12 protein-coding genes are annotated in these 17,461 nt (G+C 72.1%); 3 read left to right on the top strand and 9 right to left on the bottom strand.

The features are described from left to right. Positions 1-15: 15 nt before the first annotated feature. From OHO83_RS33875 to OHO83_RS33850, 6 genes are all read right to left on the bottom strand, one after another. Positions 16-567, bottom strand: a complete 552-nt coding sequence (locus tag OHO83_RS33875; RefSeq protein WP_266668915.1) for a hypothetical protein — start codon at positions 565-567, stop codon at positions 16-18. Next, on the bottom strand, positions 552-1,721 hold the full coding sequence (locus OHO83_RS33870) for a ParA family protein (protein WP_116502892.1): 1,170 nt from the start codon (positions 1,719-1,721) through the stop codon (positions 552-554). The genes OHO83_RS33875 and OHO83_RS33870 overlap by 16 nt, the downstream gene beginning before the upstream one ends. A 346-nt stretch (positions 1,722-2,067) precedes the next feature. Next, the gene (gene ald / locus OHO83_RS33865; protein ID WP_266668917.1) at positions 2,068-3,183 is read right to left on the bottom strand and encodes an alanine dehydrogenase; all 1,116 of its coding nucleotides are present in this window, start codon (positions 3,181-3,183) and stop codon (positions 2,068-2,070) included. A gap of 144 nt (positions 3,184-3,327) precedes the next feature. Continuing rightward, on the bottom strand, positions 3,328-5,367 hold the full coding sequence (locus OHO83_RS33860) for a tetratricopeptide repeat protein (protein ID WP_266668919.1): 2,040 nt from the start codon (positions 5,365-5,367) through the stop codon (positions 3,328-3,330). Between the two features lie 181 nt (positions 5,368-5,548). Beyond that, entirely contained in the window at positions 5,549-6,178 is a 630-nt protein-coding gene (locus OHO83_RS33855) for an NUDIX hydrolase (protein WP_329435809.1), read from the bottom strand. A 95-nt stretch (positions 6,179-6,273) separates the two neighbouring features. Then, positions 6,274-7,947, bottom strand: coding sequence for a CTP synthase (locus tag OHO83_RS33850; RefSeq protein ID WP_266668923.1), 1,674 nt, complete (start codon positions 7,945-7,947; stop codon positions 6,274-6,276). A 458-nt stretch (positions 7,948-8,405) separates the two neighbouring features. Between OHO83_RS33850 and OHO83_RS33845 the strand changes: the two genes are divergently transcribed. Both OHO83_RS33845 and OHO83_RS33840 read left to right on the top strand, forming a co-directional pair. Next, entirely contained in the window at positions 8,406-10,214 is a 1,809-nt protein-coding gene (locus OHO83_RS33845; protein ID WP_266676242.1) for a glycoside hydrolase family 15 protein, read from the top strand. 126 nt (positions 10,215-10,340) lie between these two features. After that, a complete protein-coding gene (locus OHO83_RS33840) occupies positions 10,341-12,011 on the top strand; it encodes a PucR family transcriptional regulator (protein ID WP_266668953.1) in 1,671 nt (556 codons plus the stop codon). 24 nt (positions 12,012-12,035) lie between these two features. On the opposite strand, the gene OHO83_RS33835 is transcribed toward OHO83_RS33840, so the two are convergent. The 3 genes from OHO83_RS33835 to recN all read right to left on the bottom strand — a co-directional run bounded on the left by OHO83_RS33835 (position 12,036) and on the right by recN (position 15,875). Next, a complete protein-coding gene (locus OHO83_RS33835; RefSeq protein WP_329435808.1) occupies positions 12,036-13,205 on the bottom strand; it encodes a glycosyltransferase family 4 protein in 1,170 nt (389 codons plus the stop codon). A 165-nt stretch (positions 13,206-13,370) separates the two neighbouring features. Next, complete coding sequence (locus OHO83_RS33830) at positions 13,371-14,150, bottom strand: hypothetical protein (protein ID WP_266668957.1); 780 nt, start codon at positions 14,148-14,150, stop codon at positions 13,371-13,373. Between the two features lie 6 nt (positions 14,151-14,156). Further along, entirely contained in the window at positions 14,157-15,875 is a 1,719-nt protein-coding gene (recN, locus tag OHO83_RS33825) for a DNA repair protein RecN (protein WP_266676244.1), read from the bottom strand. Between the two features lie 228 nt (positions 15,876-16,103). Between recN and OHO83_RS33820 the strand changes: the two genes are divergently transcribed. Continuing rightward, the gene (locus OHO83_RS33820) at positions 16,104-17,450 is read left to right on the top strand and encodes an ABC transporter permease (RefSeq protein WP_329435804.1); all 1,347 of its coding nucleotides are present in this window, start codon (positions 16,104-16,106) and stop codon (positions 17,448-17,450) included. Positions 17,451-17,461 lie beyond the last annotated feature (11 nt).

Genomic DNA, 17,461 nt, shown 5'->3' with positions numbered 1-17,461 from the left:
AGGCGGACGCTACCGCTACCGCCCGCGCAGTCGGCGTACGAGAATGCTCGCGTCTCCGCGCGATTCCAGGTCGGCCAGCACCACGGCGACCGCCTCGCGGACGATGCGGCCGCGGTCCACGGCGAGCCCGTGCTCCCCGCGGAGCACGAGGCGCGCGTGCTCGAGGTCCATCAGCTCCTCGGCGGAGACATACACCGTGATCTTCTCGTCGTGGCGCTCACGCCCGCTGGGCCGCCGGTTGGCGGCCGCCCGGGAGCGCTTGCGCGACGACCCCGCGGAGGCAGAACCTTCCTGCGCCTGCGGCGGGCGGCGCCCCGCGGGCTTGTCGCCCTCGGTGGCGCGGCTGCGCGACTCGCCCGACTCTTCGTCCGCCGCCGCGTGTTCGGCGCTCTCGCCGCCCTCGCCGCGCTGCTTCTCCTCGGCGGCGACGGCGTCGCTCTCACCCGCCGGTGCGGGCACCCGCGCCTCGCCGTTGACCGGGCGCCTCGGGGAGGAGGCCTGGAGCCCCATTCCCCCGGTCGTACGGAACAGTTCGTCGGCCCCCGGCAGACTCACTCGGCGTGACACCGGGCGAGCACCTCCCTGGCGAGCTGGCGATAGGCGGCCGCGCCGACCGAGTTGGAGGCGTACGTCGTGATCGGCTCACCGGCGACCGTGGTCTCCGGGAAGCGCACGGTCCGGCCGATCACGGTGTGGTAGACGTGATCGTCGAACGCCTCGACCACGCGCGCGAGCACCTCACGGCTGTGCACCGTGCGGGAGTCGTACATCGTGGCGAGGATCCCGTCGAGCTCCAGGTCGGGGTTGAGCCGCTCCTGGACCTTCTCGATCGTCTCCGTGAGGAGCGCGACACCGCGCAGCGCGAAGAACTCGCACTCGAGGGGCACGATCACCTTGTGAGCCGCCGTCAGGGCGTTCACGGTGAGCAGGCCGAGCGAGGGCTGACAGTCGATCACGATGTAGTCGTAGTCGGCCATCAGCGGCTTCAACGCCCGCTGGAGCGTGGACTCGCGCGCGACCTCGCTCACCAACTGCACCTCGGCGGCGGACAGGTCGATGTTGCTCGGCAGCAGGTCCATGTTCGGGACCGCGGTCTTCAGGAGGACCTCGTCCGCGGCCATGCCCCGCTCCATGAGCAGGTTGTAGACCGTCAGGTCGAGTTCCATCGGGTTCACGCCGAGACCGACCGAGAGCGCGCCCTGCGGGTCGAAGTCGACGAGCAGGACCCGGCGTCCGTACTCCGCGAGCGCGGCACCCAGGTTGATGGTCGACGTGGTCTTGCCGACGCCGCCCTTCTGGTTGCACATCGCGATGATCTTCGCGGGGCCGTGGTCGGTCAGCGGGCCTGGGATCGGGAAGTACGGGAGCGGACGCCCGGTCGGGCCGACGCGCTCGCGGCGCTGACGGGCAGCGTCGGGCGCGAGCGTGGCCGCGTACTCGGGGTCCGGCTCGTACTCGGCGTCGGGGTCGTAGAAGTGCCCCTCGGGCAGTTCGTCGTAGTCGGCGAAGTGGGAGCGTTCGCCACTTCGGTCGCCGGCCATGGCGTTCACGTGATGGCCATCCATGCTCTGGGGTGCTGTCTGCGTCTGCAGGGGGCTGCTCTGACGGGCGGCAAAGGTACGGACCGCGACGGAGCCGACAGCCTCGAGCCCCGCGGGACCTTGCTCCCTCGCAACCGTTCCTGGTTGACCACCCCCGGGAGTAAATGTCGACTCATTCACAAGTCGTCTTACCTCCTTGGTGACCAGGAAACTTCTAGATAGGTCAGCGTGGCACCATGCCGACGGTTGGCGACTCTATGGCGTGTCACCACTCCGCAGCAACACAATCCGCCGGACCCGGCCCGATGTGTCGGCAACGGAACACCCTTGTGTCAAGGGTGCACGGCGTCGGTTCGAAGCGTTTCGCGGGTGCGCGAATCGGTTAAAGGGTTACGTTCGAGGCGAGTTGACCAAGTCCGTATTGATGCCCAAGTGATACGCATACGGCCGGACCCCTCACAAGGTCCGGCCGCAGGCGTGAGATTGACGACTTCCGTTGACGGAAGTGGTCGAAGAGTCGTCGACGTCAGCCGAGCAGGGACTCCAGCTCGGTGTACTCGAGGCCGTGGGACTCGGCGACCTCGCGGTAAACGACCTTGCCGTCATGGGTGTTGAGGCCCAGGGCGAGCGCCGGGTCGCGGCGCAGCGCCTCGGCCCAGCCGCGGTTCGCGAGCTCGACGATGTACGGCAGCGTGGCGTTCGTCAGCGCGTACGTCGACGTGTTGGGCACGGCGCCGGGCATGTTGGCGACGCAGTAGAAGACCGAGTTGTGGACCGGGAAGGTCGGCTCGGCGTGCGTCGTCGGGTGCGAGTCCTCGAAGCAGCCACCCTGGTCGATCGCGATGTCGACAAGGACACTTCCCGGCTTCATGCGGGAGACGAGCTCGTTGGTGACCAGCTTCGGGGCCTTGGCGCCCGGGATGAGGACGGCACCGATGACGAGGTCGGCCTCGAGGCACGCCTTCTCGAGCTCGAAGGCGTTGGAGACGACGGTCTGGATCTTCGTACCGAAGATCTTGTCGGCTTCCTTGAGCTTGTTGATGTCGCGGTCGAGCAGGGTCACGTGGAAGCCCATGCCGATGGCGATCTGCGCGGCGTTCCAGCCGGAGACGCCGCCGCCGATGACGACGGCCCTGGCGGCGAGCACGCCCGGGACACCGCCCGGCAGGACACCGCGGCCGCCGTTGGCGGCCATCAGGTGGTAGGCGCCGACCTGCGGGGCCAGGCGGCCCGCGACCTCGGACATCGGGGCGAGCAGCGGGAGAGCGCGGTTCGCGGTCTCGACCGTCTCGTAGGCGATGGCGGTGGTCCCGGACTCCAGGAGCGCGTCCGTGCACTCCTTGGAGGCGGCGAGGTGCAGGTAGGTGAAGAGCGTCTGGTCCTTGCGGAGGCGGTGGTACTCCTCCGCGATCGGCTCCTTGACCTTCAGGAGCAGGTCGGCGGTGGCCCAGACCTCGTCGGCGGTGCCGAGGATCTGCGCACCGGCCGAGACGTACTCGTCGTCCGTGATCGAGGAGCCGACACCGGCGTTCTGCTCGACGAAGACCTGGTGGCCGTTGCGCACGAGCTCGTGCACACCGGCGGGGGTGATGGCCACCCGGAACTCGTTGTTCTTGACCTCGCGGGGGATGCCGACCTTCATCGTCGATCACGGTCCTTGGCTCAGGGATTTCTCGGGCAATGCACTACATACCCGTGCGCTTGGGGGCGCATCGGGAGACACCACGGAAGTACGCGGCGGAGCCAGTCTAATGAAGGATTTCTAGCTGTCTAGCCTTTCAAAGCATCAATCTTCTTCGGATGCACTACGGATTTCGTAGGCATCAGCACCCTGTTCTGGAGTCATTCCTTCGATCGGTAGCTCCTCTCCCAGCATGCGCTCGGCCGCACCGCGGTGCAGCTTCGCCGCCGCGGGGTCGCCGAGCCGGTCGAGCGTGTCGGCCAGGCGGAGCTGCAGCGCGGCCTGCAGCCGCACGTCCTTGGCCTGGCGCGCCCACTCGACCGCTTCCTGGCAGGTGTGCAGCGACTCCTCGGGCCGGCCCGCGTACTCCTGGACACGCGCCATCTCGCTCAACGCCCGCGCCTGCGCCGCGACATCGCCCTCCTTGCGGTATCCGGCGGCGGCCGAGCGCCAGCTGCGCAGCGCGTCGCCGTAGCGGCCCGCGTAGGTGTTCACCGTGCCGATGCGGCCGTGCAGCCGCGCGGCGTCGGCGCGCTCGCCGCGGGTGAGCCGCTGGGCGAGGGCGCGCCCGTACCAGTCGGCGGCCCGGTACCAGTCCCCCAGCTCCTGGTACGTGCCGCCTACGGATTCCATCGCGCGGCCGGTCGCGTACGGGTCCCTGGCTTCGCGCCCGGCGTCCAGAGCGGCCCGGTAGCGGGTGAGCGCCTCCTGGGTACGGCCGGTCCGCGCGTCGAGGTCGGCGAGGTTGAGGAGGGCCGCGGCCTTCTCGCGGGGCAGGTTCCTGCGCTCGGCGACATCGAGGACGAGGCGGTGGATGCCGTAGAGGTCGGGGGCGGCGGCCTCGGTGCCGACGTGCGCGGCCAGGGCCCGCGCCAGGGCCGCCATCAGGCGCCTGGCCAGGGTGTCGAGCTCCCCGTCGGCGACGGCGAGGCGGGCCGCGGCCAGGAGCGCGGGCCGCCGGACCCGCAGCCACTCGGCGCCCGCCGCGGGGCTCGGGAAACGCAGGGCCCGGGGCAGCCCCGCGAGCTTCTTGCGGGCGGGCGAGCCGTCCGGTTCGGTGATCGCGCGGCAGGACTGGAGCAGCCGCACCGTGCGCTCCAGCATGCGGGCGCGGGCGAGCTGCACCTCGCCCGGCCGGTCGTGGGTCTCGGTCAGGCCCCGCAGGAGCGGCATCAGGCAGCCGGGCACCTCGTACTGCGGCAGTTCGGAGTCGATCCGCCCGACGAGGCCGAGCACCGTGAAGTCGTCGAGGGTGGTCTGCGCGGCGGAGACGGAACAGCCGGCCAGCGCGGACGCGGTGTGCGGGTCGACATGGCCCTCGGGAGCGAGGGACAGATAGCGCAGTATCCGGGCGGCGGGCACCGGCAGGGACGCGTAGGCGAGCTGGAAGACGCGGGCGAGCGCGGACCCCTCGTCGGCCTGGGCGTGGAGCTGCTTGGCCAGGTCAGCCACGGCCTCCTTGGGGCGTACGGCGAGCCAGCCGCCGGCCAGCATCAGCGCCGAGGGCTGCGATCCGCACTCCTCGACGAGGGACTCCGCGGAGCGCGGATCGACGGTGATGCGGACCGATCCGGTGTGCCGGCCGAGCAGCTCGAGGGCTGATTTTGTGTCGAGGCCGCCGAGTGTGCAGGGCCGCACGTCGGAGATTCCGGTCAGCGGCCCCTCGGACACGGCGACGACCAGGCAGTCGGGGGTTTCGGGGAGGAGCGGGTCGACCTGTTCGGCGTCCGCCGCGTCGTCGAGGAACAGCACGACCCTGCGGACGGAGAGCCCTTCGCGCAGCCGCTCGGTGAGGTCGTCCTCACTCTCGCCGGGAGGCGCCGACAGATCGAGGGCGTCGAGGAGTTCGCGTGCGGTGCGTTCGGTGGGGACGCGGGTGCCGTCCGGGGCGGTGAGGCGGGTCCGCAGGATGCCGTCCGGGTAGCCGGCGGCGACCTGGCCCAGGAGTTCCTCTGCGAGCGCGGTGCGACCGGATCCCGGGCGGCCCGCGATGAGCAGGACGCGCGCGCGTGGCGCTTTGCGCCCGGCGATAGTGTCGAGTCCCGCGCGCTCGATGTCCGCGCGCAGTTCCTTCAACTCACGGCTGCGGCCCAGGAACTGACTGTTCTTCAGTCCGTCCTTCGGTTCGACCGCCTGATCCGTCACGGGCCACGCTCCGTCCACCTGCGCCGAACCCGCCGGGGTGCGGGCGGGACGCTTTCAGAGCCTAGTTCAGGCGGATCGGCGTTCCCTGGCGGGCGGCGCGGCGGTGTCCCTCAATCGGATCAGCGGATGGTGTGACCGGAGGGGCTGATGGGAATCAGCCCCTCCGGTGCACAGCCCTTACCTATGCCTCGAACGGCCGGGCGGGCCAGGGCGCCTCGGCCGGCCGTAGCGACTCCACGCCGCCACCGGCCTGCACCGCGGTCAGCGCAAGCGCTCCCACCACCAGGCAGTTGTTGTGCAGATCACCGGCCAGCACACCGCGTACGAGCTCCTCCAGGGGGACGCGGGCCAGCTCCATGTCGGCCTCCTCGTCCTCCACCTCGAAGCGCTCGCCCTCCGCCTCGGACAGGTCGCGGGCCAGGAAGATGCGGACGGCCTCGGAACAGCCGCCGGGCGTCGTGTAGACGTCGGTGAGGACGCGCCAGTCCTCCGCCTTGACGTGCGCCTCCTCGTAGAGCTCACGCTGGGCCGCGTGCAGCGGGTTCTCGCCGGGGATGTCGAGGAGTCCGGCCGGGATCTCCCAGAGCTTGTGCCGCACGGGGTGGCGGTACTGCCTGAGGATCAGGACGCGGCCCTGGTCGTCGAGGGCGAGTACGGCGACGGAGCCGGGGTGGACCTGGTAGTCGCGGCGGACGACCGAGCCGCCGGGCATGACCACGTCGTCGGTGCGCACAGAGGTCTTGTTCCCGACGAAGGGGGTCTCGGTCGCCCGGACCTCCCACTCCTCGGCGGTGTCCTTGATCGTCGTCATGTCGACACGTCCTCCTACGCACGTAAACAGAAACCGGGGCACGCACCCCAAAAGGCACGCACCCCGGCAACCGTACAACCCATGTCCTACACGGCTTACTTGGCCTTCTTGCCGTTCACCGCGGCGCCGGTCTTGCGCTCGACGGCCGCCTTCACCAGGCCCGCGAAGAGCGGGTGCGGGCGGGTCGGGCGGGAGCGGAGCTCGGGGTGCGCCTGGGTCGCGACCAGGTAAGGGTGCACCTCGCGCGGGTACTCCACGTACTCCACGAGCTTGCCGTCCGGCGACGTGCCGGAGAACTGCAGACCGGCCTTCTTCTCCAGCTCGGCGCGGTAGGAGTTGTTCACCTCGTAGCGGTGACGGTGGCGCTCCTCGACGTACTCCTTGCCGTCGTACACCTCGCGCGCGATGGAGCCCTCGGCGAGCTTCGCCGGGTACATGCCCAGACGCATGGTGCCGCCCATGTCGCCCTCACCGGCGACGATGTCGAGCTGCTCGGCCATCGTGGAGATGACCGGGTGCGCGGTGGCGGCGTCGAACTCGGTGGAGTTCGCGTCGGGGATGTCGGCCAGGTTCCGCGCGGCCTCGATCACGATGCACTGCAGGCCGAGGCAGAGGCCGAGCAGCGGGATCTTGTTCTCGCGGGCGAACTGGATCGCGCCGACCTTGCCGGACACGCCGCGGTCGCCGAAGCCGCCGGGGATGCAGATCGCGTCCACGTCGGCGAGCTGCTTCTTGGCGCCGGCCGCGGTCTTGCAGTCGTCGGACGCGACCCACTTGATCTTGACGCGGGCCTTGTTGGCGAAGCCGCCGGCGCGCAGCGCCTCGGTCACCGACAGATAGGCGTCGGGCAGGTCGATGTACTTGCCGACGAGCGCCATGACGATCTCGTGGTCGGGGTTGTGGACGCGGTCGAGCAGGTCGTCCCAGGTCGTCCAGTCCACGTCGCGGAACGGCAGGTCCAGCTTGCGGACCACGTAGGCGTCCAGGCCCTCGGTGTGCAGGACCTTCGGGATGTCGTAGATCGACGGGGCGTCGATGGCAGCGACGACGGCCGCCTCGTCGACGTCGCACATCAGGGAGATCTTGCGCTTGATCGCGGTGGGCACCTCGCGGTCGGCGCGCAGGACGATCGCGTCCGGCTGGATACCGATGTTGCGCAGGGCGGCGACCGAGTGCTGGGTCGGCTTGGTCTTCAGCTCGCCGGAGGGGCCGATGTAGGGCAGCAGCGAGATGTGCACGACGAAGACGTTGTCGCGGCCGACCTCGTGACGGACCTGGCGGACGGTCTCCAGGAACGGCAGGGACTCGATGTCACCGACCGTGCCGCCGACCTCGGTGATGACGACGTCGACGTCGTCCGTGGCCATGCGGCGGATGCGGTGCTTGATCTCGTTCGTGATGTGCGGGATGACCTGGACGGTGTCGCCGAGGTACTCGCCGCGCCGCTCCTTGGCGATCACCTGGGAGTAGACCTGGCCGGTGGTGACGTTGGCCGTGCCGTCCAGATCCACGTCGAGGAAGCGCTCGTAGTGGCCGATGTCCAGGTCGGTCTCGGCGCCGTCGTTGGTGACGAACACCTCACCGTGCTGGAACGGGTTCATCGTGCCGGGGTCGACGTTCAGGTACGGGTCGAGCTTCTGCATCGTGACCCGCAGACCACGCGCCTTGAGGAGCGCACCCAGGCTGGATGCCGTCAGGCCCTTGCCGAGGGAGGAGGCGACACCCCCGGTGACGAAGATGTGCTTGGTCGTCGTGGATTTGGGCGTCATGGCCAAGAGGGGGCTCCCGTGGTCGCGGTCTGGAATGCGTACCGGCTTGCCTGGTCCGGAGATTTCCGGGGGTGCCGTCGCTGCGGGTTCGGGGGCTTCGACTGCTTGCAGAAGCGCACCGGTCCACGGGCTACCAGGGTATCAGCGAGTGGGCGAGGCTGCTTCCGGCCACGCTCCGCACATGCCTCACCACAGCATCACCGAAACCTCACCCACCGCTCACCCTTTCGGCCCACCTTCGTTGCCGGGACCGGCGCGCGGATCACTGTGCTGCGTCGTATCCTGCTCGGACACTCGCTGCCGAGCCAGGCCGGCAAACGGCACTACCCCCGCCCGTTACTCCCGGAACAAGAGCTCGTCAGTTCGTTTCTCACGACGACGCACCAACACGAACCCTTGACCGCAGAGACCGCAGAGCGATCGCCCTTCCGGGGGCGTACGTGGCCGTTCGACTGGAGATGCACGTGGCCGGGCGCATCGAGGACTACGCACTCATCGGAGACATGCAGACCGCTGCCCTGGTCTGCCGGGACGGAACAGTCGACTGGCTGTGCCTCCCACGCTTCGACTCGCATGCCATTTTCGCCGGCCTGCTCGGCACCGAGGAACACGGCTTCTGGCGGCTGGGACCGGCGCACGCGCCGGAGGCCGAGCCGCCGACCGCGGCACGCCGGACGTACCGCGGCGATTCCCTGATCCTCGAATCCGAGTGGGACACCCCCCGCGGCACGGTCCGCGTGACCGATTTCATGCCGCCGCGTGACGGCGCGCCGCAGCTGATCCGGATCGTGGAGGGCATCAGCGGCCGCGTCCCGATGCGCTCGGCACTGCGTATGCGTTTCTCCTACGGCCGGATCGTGCCGTGGGTGCACAAGGTCGACGGCCGCACGGTCGCGGTCGCGGGCCCCGACTCCGTGTGGCTCGACTCGACCGCGGAGACGTACGGCAAGGACCTGACGACGTACTCGGACTTCACGGTGGCGCCGGGTGACCGGATCGCGTTCACCCTCTCGTGGCAGCCCTCGCACCAGAGGCCGCCGGCCCTCCCCGACCCGGAGGGGTCCCTGGAGGCGACGGAGGAGTTCTGGGGCGAGTGGGTCGAGCACTGTACGTACCACGGGCCCTACCGCGAGGCCGTGGTCCGTTCGCTGATCACGCTCAAGGCCCTGACGTACGCGCCGACCGGCGGCATCGTCGCCGCTCCGACGACGTCGCTGCCGGAGGAGATCGGCGGTGTCCGCAACTGGGACTACCGCTACACCTGGCTGCGCGACGCGGCGATCACCCTGTCCTCCATGCTGCGCACCGGCTACCGCGAGGAAGCGCGTGCCTGGCGGGACTGGCTGCTTCGCGCGGTCGCCGGCGACCCCGAGAACCTGCAGATCATGTACGGGATCGCGGGCGAGCGTGAGCTCGGCGAGGCGGAGCTCGACTGGCTGCCCGGCTACGAGAACTCGGCGCCGGTGCGGGTCGGCAACGGCGCGGCACACCAGCTCCAGCTCGACGTGTACGGCGAGGTCACCGAGGCGCTGCACCTGGCCCATATGACGGGCCTGACCCGCAACGACTACGCGTCCCTGCTCCAGCTCAAGCTGATCCGCTACCTGGAGAAGCACTGGGACGAGCCGGACGAGGGCATCTGGGAGGTGCGCGGGCCGCGCCGGCACTTCGTTCACTCGAAGGTGATGGCGTGGGTCGCCGTGGACCGCACGATCAAGCTCATCGAGTCGGGTGACGCGGACGGGCCGCTGGAGAAGTGGCGCGAACTGCGCGACGACATCCACCGGGACGTGTGCGAGCGGGGCTACGACAAGGAGCGCAACACGTTCACGCAGTCGTACGGCTCGAAGGAGCTGGACGCCTCGCTGCTCCTGATCCCGCAGATGGGCTTCCTGCCGCCCGACGACAAGCGCGTCATCGGCACGATCGAGGCGATCCAGCGGGAGCTCTCGACGCCGGACGGGTTCATCCTGCGTTACCCGACGACGGGCGAGGACGCGGGCGTCGACGGCCTGGAGGGCGACGAGGGCGCGTTCCTCGCCTGCTCGTTCTGGATGGCCGACGACCTCGCGATGATCGGCCGCGTGGACGAGGCCCGCACGCTCTTCGAGAAGCTCCTGTCGCTGCGTAACGACCTGGGTCTGCTCGCGGAGGAGTGGGACTCGCGTCTGCAGCGCCAGGTCGGCAACTTCCCGCAGGCGTTCAGTCACGTTCCGCTGATCGACACGGCCCTGCGGCTGACGGCCTCGGGGGCATACGGCGGCTAGAGCGGCTTCCTGATCACCGTTCCGGCGGCGCGTTCCCCTGCGGGGCGCGCCGCCGGTGGCATGAACGGCGTCCTGCCTGGTGGCCGGAGGTTTTCCCGCACCGTGCGCGCAGGTAGCGTCCGCACCATGGACACTCAGGCCCCCCACAGCAGCGCGCCCGGCACCCAGGGCGGCATCACCGTGCAGCGGGCCCTGGAACTGCCAGGTCTGCGCAGCGGGCTCCCGGAAGTGGTGGCGGGCGGGGACCGGCTGCAGCGCACCGTGCGCTGGGTGCACGCGGGCGAGGTACCCAACATCGCCTCGCTCCTCAAGGGCGGCGAGCTGCTCCTGACCACCGGGTTCGGCATCGGTACACGCCCCGCGGAGCAGCGGGCCTTCGTCCGCAAGCTCGCCGACCGCGGGATCTCCGCGCTCGTCATCGAGCTGGGCCAGCGCTTCGCGCGGCTGCCCGCCGCGCTGGTGGAGACCGCGCGCGCGGCCGGCCTCCCCTTGGTGCAGCTGCACCGTGAGGTGCCGTTCGTGACGGTCACCGAGGAGGTCCACACCGAGATCGTCAACGGGCACTACGCGCTGCTCCAGCGCGCCGAGGAGGTGCACCGGCGCTGCACGGAGGCCCTGCTCGGCGGCGGCGGAGTGCCCCAAGTCCTGCGTATTCTCGCCGAGTTCAGCGGCAACCCGGTGTTCCTGGAGACGGCCGACGGGCAGCTCCTGTACGCGGCCGGGGGCGAGCCCGAGGTCGCCGACCCGCTCCAGGTGTGGGAGGGGATGCGCGGCAAGCCCGCCGACCGGGACGAGCCGCCGGCCGGGGCCGTGCTCGTCGACGTGCCGGGCGGCGGGCCCGGCACCGGGTCCGTGCGGGCGCGCCTCGTCCTGCTGCCGGTCGCGGCCCCGCTGGCGCCCGTGCACCGCATCGCGGCGGAACGGGCGGCGAGCAGCCTCGCCGTCGTCCTGATGCAGGCCCGCCAGGAGGAGGAGCTGGCGGCGCGCGGCCGCGGTGACTTCCTCACGGATCTCGCGGAGGGCAGGATCACGCCCGACGACGCCCCGGCGCAGGCGCGCGTCCTCGGGTTCAAGCCGGGCGGCCAGGGGCCGCTGCTGCCGGTCGTGATGCGGCTGCCCGAGGCGTCGGTGGGCTCGGTGGGCCTCTCCCCCGGCGGCGGCTGGGCGGTGCTCGCCCGGGCGGTCGCCGAGGAGCTGGCCGCGGTCGGCGTTCCGGTCCTGCTCGGCGTACGGCCCGTCGAGGGGCGCGTCCCCCTGCTGCTCGGGCTGCGGTCGGACTCGGAGCGCACAGCGGTCGCGGACCGGGTGGCGGCGGCGCTGCGGGCGGGGGTCGAGCGGGCGGGCATGCAGCGCGCCGGGGCGCAGCCGCCGGTCGTCGTGGTCGGCGGCGCGGGCGGCTGGGCCGCGGCCGCGGCCGGCCTGCGGCACGCGGCCGAGACGGCCACGGCGGCGCAGGGTCTGTCGGACCGGCCCTGGTACGACGCGCGGCGCCTCGACATCGACCTGCTGCTGTGGCGGCTGCGGGACCATCCGGACCTGGCGGCGTTCGTGGAGCGCGCGATCGGCCCGCTCCAGGCCCACGACCGCCGCGCCAAGCCCCCGCTCCTTCCCACGCTCCAGACGTATCTGGCGCACGCGGGCCGCAAGGCGGAGACGGCCCGCGAACTCCACCTGAACCGTCAGACGCTCTACAACCGCCTTGCCCGCATAGGGGAGTTGCTCGGCACGGACCTGGACGACCCGCAGACGGTACTCGCGTTGAGCCTGGCGCTTCGGGCGCGCAGGCATGTGGGGTGAGCGTGCCGTCGGGCGCCGGTCAGGTCAGCCCGGCGGCCGGGCTCCCGTCAACTCGTCGTAGACGCTGAGCACTTGGGCCACCGTCTCGTCCTCCGTCGGCCACGACGCCGCCTGCAGCGTGCCGCGCTCCTTGAGCCGGTCGCGGCGAGCGGGGTCGGACAGGAGGCGGACGACGGTGTCGGCGAGGGCGCGCGCGTCGCCGTAGGGGACGAGTTCCGCCGCGTCGCCCACGAGTTCGGGGATGCCGCCGACGTCGGTGGCGACGAGCGGTACGCGCGCGTGGAGCGCCTCCTGCGCGAGGACCGAGCGGGACTCCCAACTACTGGTCAGCAGAGCCACATCAGCGGCAGCGAGCAGCTCGGAGACGTCGTCCCGGCGCCCCACGAGCCGTACGGGCAGCTCCTCGCTCTCGATGCGGCCCTGGAGCGCGCGCCGCTCCGGCCCCTCGCCCGCGATGACGACGAGCGGCACGGGGTCGAGGTGGCGCCAGGTGCGCGCGGCGTCCAGCAGCGTCCCGTAGCCGCGGTGCTTCACGAGGCTGCCCACGGCCATCAGCAACGGCCGTTCCACGGCGCCGAGTTCGGCCCTCGCCTTGTGCTGCAGGCGCTCCGGGTCCTCGGGTCCCTCGGGTCCGGACACCGGCGCGGCTTCCGACGGGTCGGGGCCGCGCGGCGCCGGGAAGGCGACCGCGGCCAGCCTGGCGTCACGGGCGCCACGCACACGCGCTCGCTCGACGAGGTCCGAGGACGTACCGAGGACCACGGACGCGGCCCTCGCCACGCGCCGTTCGAGCAGCCGGAGCAGATGGGCGCGGGCGCCCTCGGCGTGGGAGCGGGTGTGCCAGGTGACGACGAGGGGCGTGGTCCGGCCGCTGAGCGCGAGGGACGCACGGAGCCCGGCGTGCAGCCCGTGCGCGTGGACGAGGTCGGCGTCGGCGCAGGCGAGCCGGAGCGCCGCGACGGATCCGGGATCGCTGCTGCGGGGCACGGTGACGTGCTGCGCGCCGACGTCCGCGAAGCCGTAGACGTGCGCGACCTCGGTGGGGGCGCAGACGGTGACGCGTACTCCCCTGGCGACGAGTCCGGCGGCCAGCGACCTGACGTGCGTGCTGCTTCCGGCGCTGCCGCCGCCCAGCACTTGCACGGTGCGCAGCGGCGAATGGCCGTGCGCTGGCTGGCTGCTCACGTGACTCACGCGGCCGGGGCTCCTGGGTCGGTCGGTGCGGGACGCGCGGGGATGTCGCGCCGTAACGGTCTGGGCCAAGGATGCCAGCCCGTACGGGCGTTCCGGCACCGGGCCGGAGTCCTGACCGTGTCGGAGTGGGCAACACGTCGTACGGGATCACCCACACGCGTGAATTCACGCGTGCCGGGCTGACTCCGCCCCGCGGGCCAGTGCGGTCACTTTGTCCCCGTATGCCGCGGCGAGAACCAGTCCGGCCGCGTGCGCGAGGAGTCCGGCACGCCCGTTCCCGGCGACGACGGCGACGCCGAGTGCCGCGCCCAGGGCGTGCGCCCCGGTGTCGCCGATCATGGTGCGCCCGTCGAGATCCTCCGGCAGGACCGCTGCCACCGCGCCCATGGGGGCCGCGGCGACGGCCCCCTTGAGCAGTCCGGGCGCCCCGAGCGCGAGCACGGCCGCGGCCGCCCGCCCGGGCCGTACGTCCACCAGGTTCACGAGGTGCGCCGCACCGGCGATCACGACACCGGCGAGCGCCTTGTCCACGGCCCGTTCCTCGAGCAGCGCTCCGGCGACGAGCCCCGCGGCGGAGATACCGATCAACTTCACGGCCCCGCTGGTCACTTCGCCGTCGCGCAGCGCCGACAGATGGGCACGGAACCCGCTGCGCGGATCACCGGCGCCCGCCACGTCGTCGTACGCCCCGCAAGCCCCCGCGGCGAGCACGGCCAGGACGGCGGCCCGGCGACCGGGCCCCGAGGTGGCGGCAGCCGCACCGGCGACGGCCCCGGCCACGACGGCCGGCCCGGCGTACAGGTCGACCGCCCGGCCCGCGTGGTTCGTCCGCTCCCACAGGGCGGACCCACCCGGTCTGGCCCTCCGCAGCGCGGTATACCCGGCCCGGGCCACGACCGCTCCGGCCGCGAGAGCCGCGAACCGGCCCACCACACGCTTCTCCATGGGCGGTTACGCGTCCGCTCGGGCGGTGGCGAGCAGTTCCTCCGCGTGCGCGCGCGCCGTCTCGGAGTCCTCCTGGCCCGCCAGCATCCGGGACAGCTCGCGGACCCGGTCCTCGCCCTCGAGGACGGTGACACCGGACCGGGTCACGGTCCCGTCGTTCGTCTTCTCCACGAGGAGCTGCCGGTCGGCGAACGCCGCCACCTGCGGAAGGTGCGTGACGACGACGACCTGCGCCGACCTGGCGAGCTTGGCGAGCCGCCGCCCGATCTCCACGGCCGCCTTGCCGCCGACGCCCGCGTCGACCTCGTCGAACAGATACGTGGGCACGGGATCCGTCCCCGCGAACACGACCTCCACGGCGAGCATCACGCGTGACAGCTCACCGCCCGAGGCCCCCTTGGCGATCGGCCGCGGCGGGGCGCCGGGGTGCGGGGCGAGCAGCAGCTCGACCTCGTCCACACCGGAGGGGCCGTACGCGACCGTGCGCCCGTCGAGCTCGACGCCGTCCGGGTCGTCGGTGCGCCGGATGTCGAAGGACACGCGCGCGTGGGGCATGGCGAGCGAGGCCAGCTCCTGCGTGACGGCTTCCGCGAAGCGTGACGCCGCCTCCGTGCGGGAGTCCGTCAACGCCTGTGCCAGGACGCCCAGTTCGCTGCGGAGGCCGTCCCGCTCTGCGGTCAGCTCACCGACCCGGTCGTCGTCTCCGTCGAGTTCGAGCAGCCGCGCCGATCCCTGCTCGGCCCAGGCGAGCACCTCGTCGATGGACTCGCCGTACTTGCGCGTGAGCTGTGTCAGCGCGGCCCGCCGCTCCTCGACCGCCGCGAGCCGCAGCGGGTCGGCGTCCAGGTCGTCGGCGTATCCGGCGAGTTCCCCCGCCACGTCGGACAGGAGGATGCCGATCTCGCCGATCCGGTCGGCGAGCGCGGACAGGGCCGGGTCGTGCGAACGCACGGCGTCGAGCGCGCGGTTCGCGCCGCCCACGAGGGTGGTGGCGTCGACGCCCTCGGGGTCCTCGGGGTTGCCCGCGAGCGCGGCGTGCGCGGCGGAGGCGGCCGAGGCGAGCGCCTCCGCGTGACCGAGCCGCTCGGCCTCCGCCGACAGCTCGACGTCCTCGCCGGCGCGCGGCTCGACGGCCGCGATCTCGTCGAGTCCGAAGCGCAGCAGATCCGCTTCCTGGGCGCGTTCACGCGCGCGCGTCACGATGGTGTCGAGCTCGGCGCTGACGGCCCGCAGCCTGCGGTACGCGGCCTGGTACTTGGTGAGCGGCACGGCGACGGCGTCGCCCGCGTACCGGTCGAGGGCACCGCGTTGCCGGGACAGCTTGAGCAGCCCCTGCTGGTCGGTCTGGCCGTGCACGGCGACGAGCTCGTCGGCGAGCTCGGTCAGCATGCCCACCGGCACCGAACGCCCGCCGAGATGCGCCCGTGAGCGTCCCTCCGCCGAGACGGTCCGGCTGATGAGCAGCGCCCCGTCGTCGAGTTCCGCACCCGCCTCCTGGGCGCGCACGACGGCCGCGGTGCCCTCGGGCACGGTGATCCGGCCCTCGACGACCGCCGCCTTCGCGCCGATCCGTACGAGGGCGGGGTCCGCGCGCCCGCCGAGCAGCAGGCCGAGGCTGGTGACCACCATCGTCTTGCCGGCACCGGTCTCGCCGGTCACGGCGGTGAATCCCGGCGACAGCTCGACCACCGCGTCGTCGATGACTCCGAGCGACCGTATCCGCATCTCCTCCAACACGGACACGACCTTACGAGGTCCGGAGCCATGTGTGCGACGGGCCCTGCCCCGCTTCCCTCCCGGCGGACCGAAATCGCAGGTCGTGCGTGGCTCTGTCCGGTCCTCCCGTCGCGCGTTGTCACCTGTTGTCACCCGTGAGGGTGGGGACAGCCCCCGGCCGAAGCGGCCTGCCCGCCGGATGGTGCGCACGCCCCGCGCGCCCGCACGCTTGATCCCATGAGTACCGGACTGGCCCGGGCGGCCCTGCGCGCACACCGGCCCGCGTTCGTCGGCACGGCGGTCGCCGCGCTGTTCGCGGCGACGGTGGTGAGCGCGTCGACGACGGTGCTGCTCGCCACGGGCACCGACGGACTGCCGGCCGGCGCGCGCCACCGCATCACGCAGAACGGCGTCGGCGACATCGCGGCCGTCCTCCTCATCGGTTCGATCTACATGTCGATTTTCGTGGTCGTCTCGACGATGGGCACGGCCGTCACGCAGCAGCACCGCGAGCTCGCCCTCGTACGCGCCATCGGGGCCCGGCCGCGCCAGGTGCGCCGCGCGGTGGCGAGACAGGCCCTCGCCGCGTCCGTCCCCGCGGCGCTCGCGGGTTTCGCGGCGGGCGGGCTGCTCGCCAGGGCCTGGTTCTCCGGCATGGTCACGCACGGCCTGATCCCGCCGGGGGTGCCGTTCCGCTTCAGCTGGGCCGCGCTGCCGGTCTGCCTCGGGGTGGCCGTGGTGACGTCGACGGTCGCCGCGCTGCTCTCGTCGCTGCGGTTCTCGCTCCTGCGGCCCGCCCGCGCCCTGTCCGAGGCGGCGGCGGGCAGGCGGCGTCTCGGGCTGCTCAGGGCGCCGCTCGGCCTGGTCGCTGTGGGCGGGGCGTGCGCCCTCTCGGTACTGCTGTCCCGGCAGGACGCCGAGGAGGCGGGTCAGGGGGCGTTCCTCGTCCTGATCCTGTTCTGCGTGGGCGTGGGCCTGCTCGGCCCGCGGATCGTGGGCCCCGCGGCCTGGCTGGTCTCGGCGCTCGTGGGCCGCTTCGGCGCGAGTGCACGGCTCGCGATGCTCAACGTCCGCTCACAGCCCCGCCGCTTCTCGGCCGCCGTCGTCCCGCTCGTCCTCGTCGTCGGCTTCGGCCTCACCAAGGTCGCCCTGCACACGACGGCACAGCACCGCACGGGCTCGGCGGGCAGCACCGGCGAAGTGTGGCTCGACTACATGGGTACGGCGCTGTACGCGGGGTTCGCCGCCATAGCCGCCGCCAACACGCTCGCCATGATCTCGTTCGAGCGACGCCGGGACGTGGCCCTGCTGCGCGTCGTCGGCACGCAGCGCGGCCAGGTGCGTTCCATGGCCGCCTGGGAGGCCGTCGTCGTCGCCGGAACGGCGCTGCTGCTCGGCGCCCTGATCGCGCTCGCCACGCTCGCGCCGATCCTCGACACGGCGTTCGGCTCGCCGCTGCCGTACGTCCCGTGGACCCTGGCCGCCGGGACGGTCGCGGGCACGCTCCTGCTGACGCTGCTCGCGACCGGTGTCCCGGTGCGGTCGGTGATGCGCCACCGCGCGATCACCGTCGTACGGACGTGATCACCTGCGGG

This window comes from Streptomyces sp. NBC_00569 (assembly GCF_036345255.1).
GTDB lineage: Bacteria > Actinomycetota > Actinomycetes > Streptomycetales > Streptomycetaceae > Streptomyces.
The sequence above is the reverse complement of the archived record's forward strand: the minus strand, read 5'-3'. Positions and strand labels throughout refer to the sequence as shown.

Bases quoted from the DNA above. Each gene is read 5' to 3' on its own strand.
- OHO83_RS33855 (WP_329435809.1), bottom strand. From the start codon at position 6,178: ATGACGACGATCAAGGACACCGCCGAGGAGTGGGAGGTCCGGGCGACC.
- OHO83_RS33830 (WP_266668957.1), bottom strand. From the start codon at position 14,150: ATGGAGAAGCGTGTGGTGGGCCGGTTCGCGGCTCTCGCGGCCGGAGCG.
- OHO83_RS33820 (WP_329435804.1), top strand. From the start codon at position 16,104: ATGAGTACCGGACTGGCCCGGGCGGCCCTGCGCGCACACCGGCCCGCG.
- OHO83_RS33845 (WP_266676242.1), top strand. From the start codon at position 8,406: ATGCACGTGGCCGGGCGCATCGAGGACTACGCACTCATCGGAGACATG.
- OHO83_RS33840 (WP_266668953.1), top strand. From the start codon at position 10,341: ATGGACACTCAGGCCCCCCACAGCAGCGCGCCCGGCACCCAGGGCGGC.
- ald (WP_266668917.1), bottom strand. From the start codon at position 3,183: ATGAAGGTCGGCATCCCCCGCGAGGTCAAGAACAACGAGTTCCGGGTG.
- recN (WP_266676244.1), bottom strand. From the start codon at position 15,875: ATGCGGATACGGTCGCTCGGAGTCATCGACGACGCGGTGGTCGAGCTG.
- OHO83_RS33850 (WP_266668923.1), bottom strand. From the start codon at position 7,947: ATGACGCCCAAATCCACGACGACCAAGCACATCTTCGTCACCGGGGGT.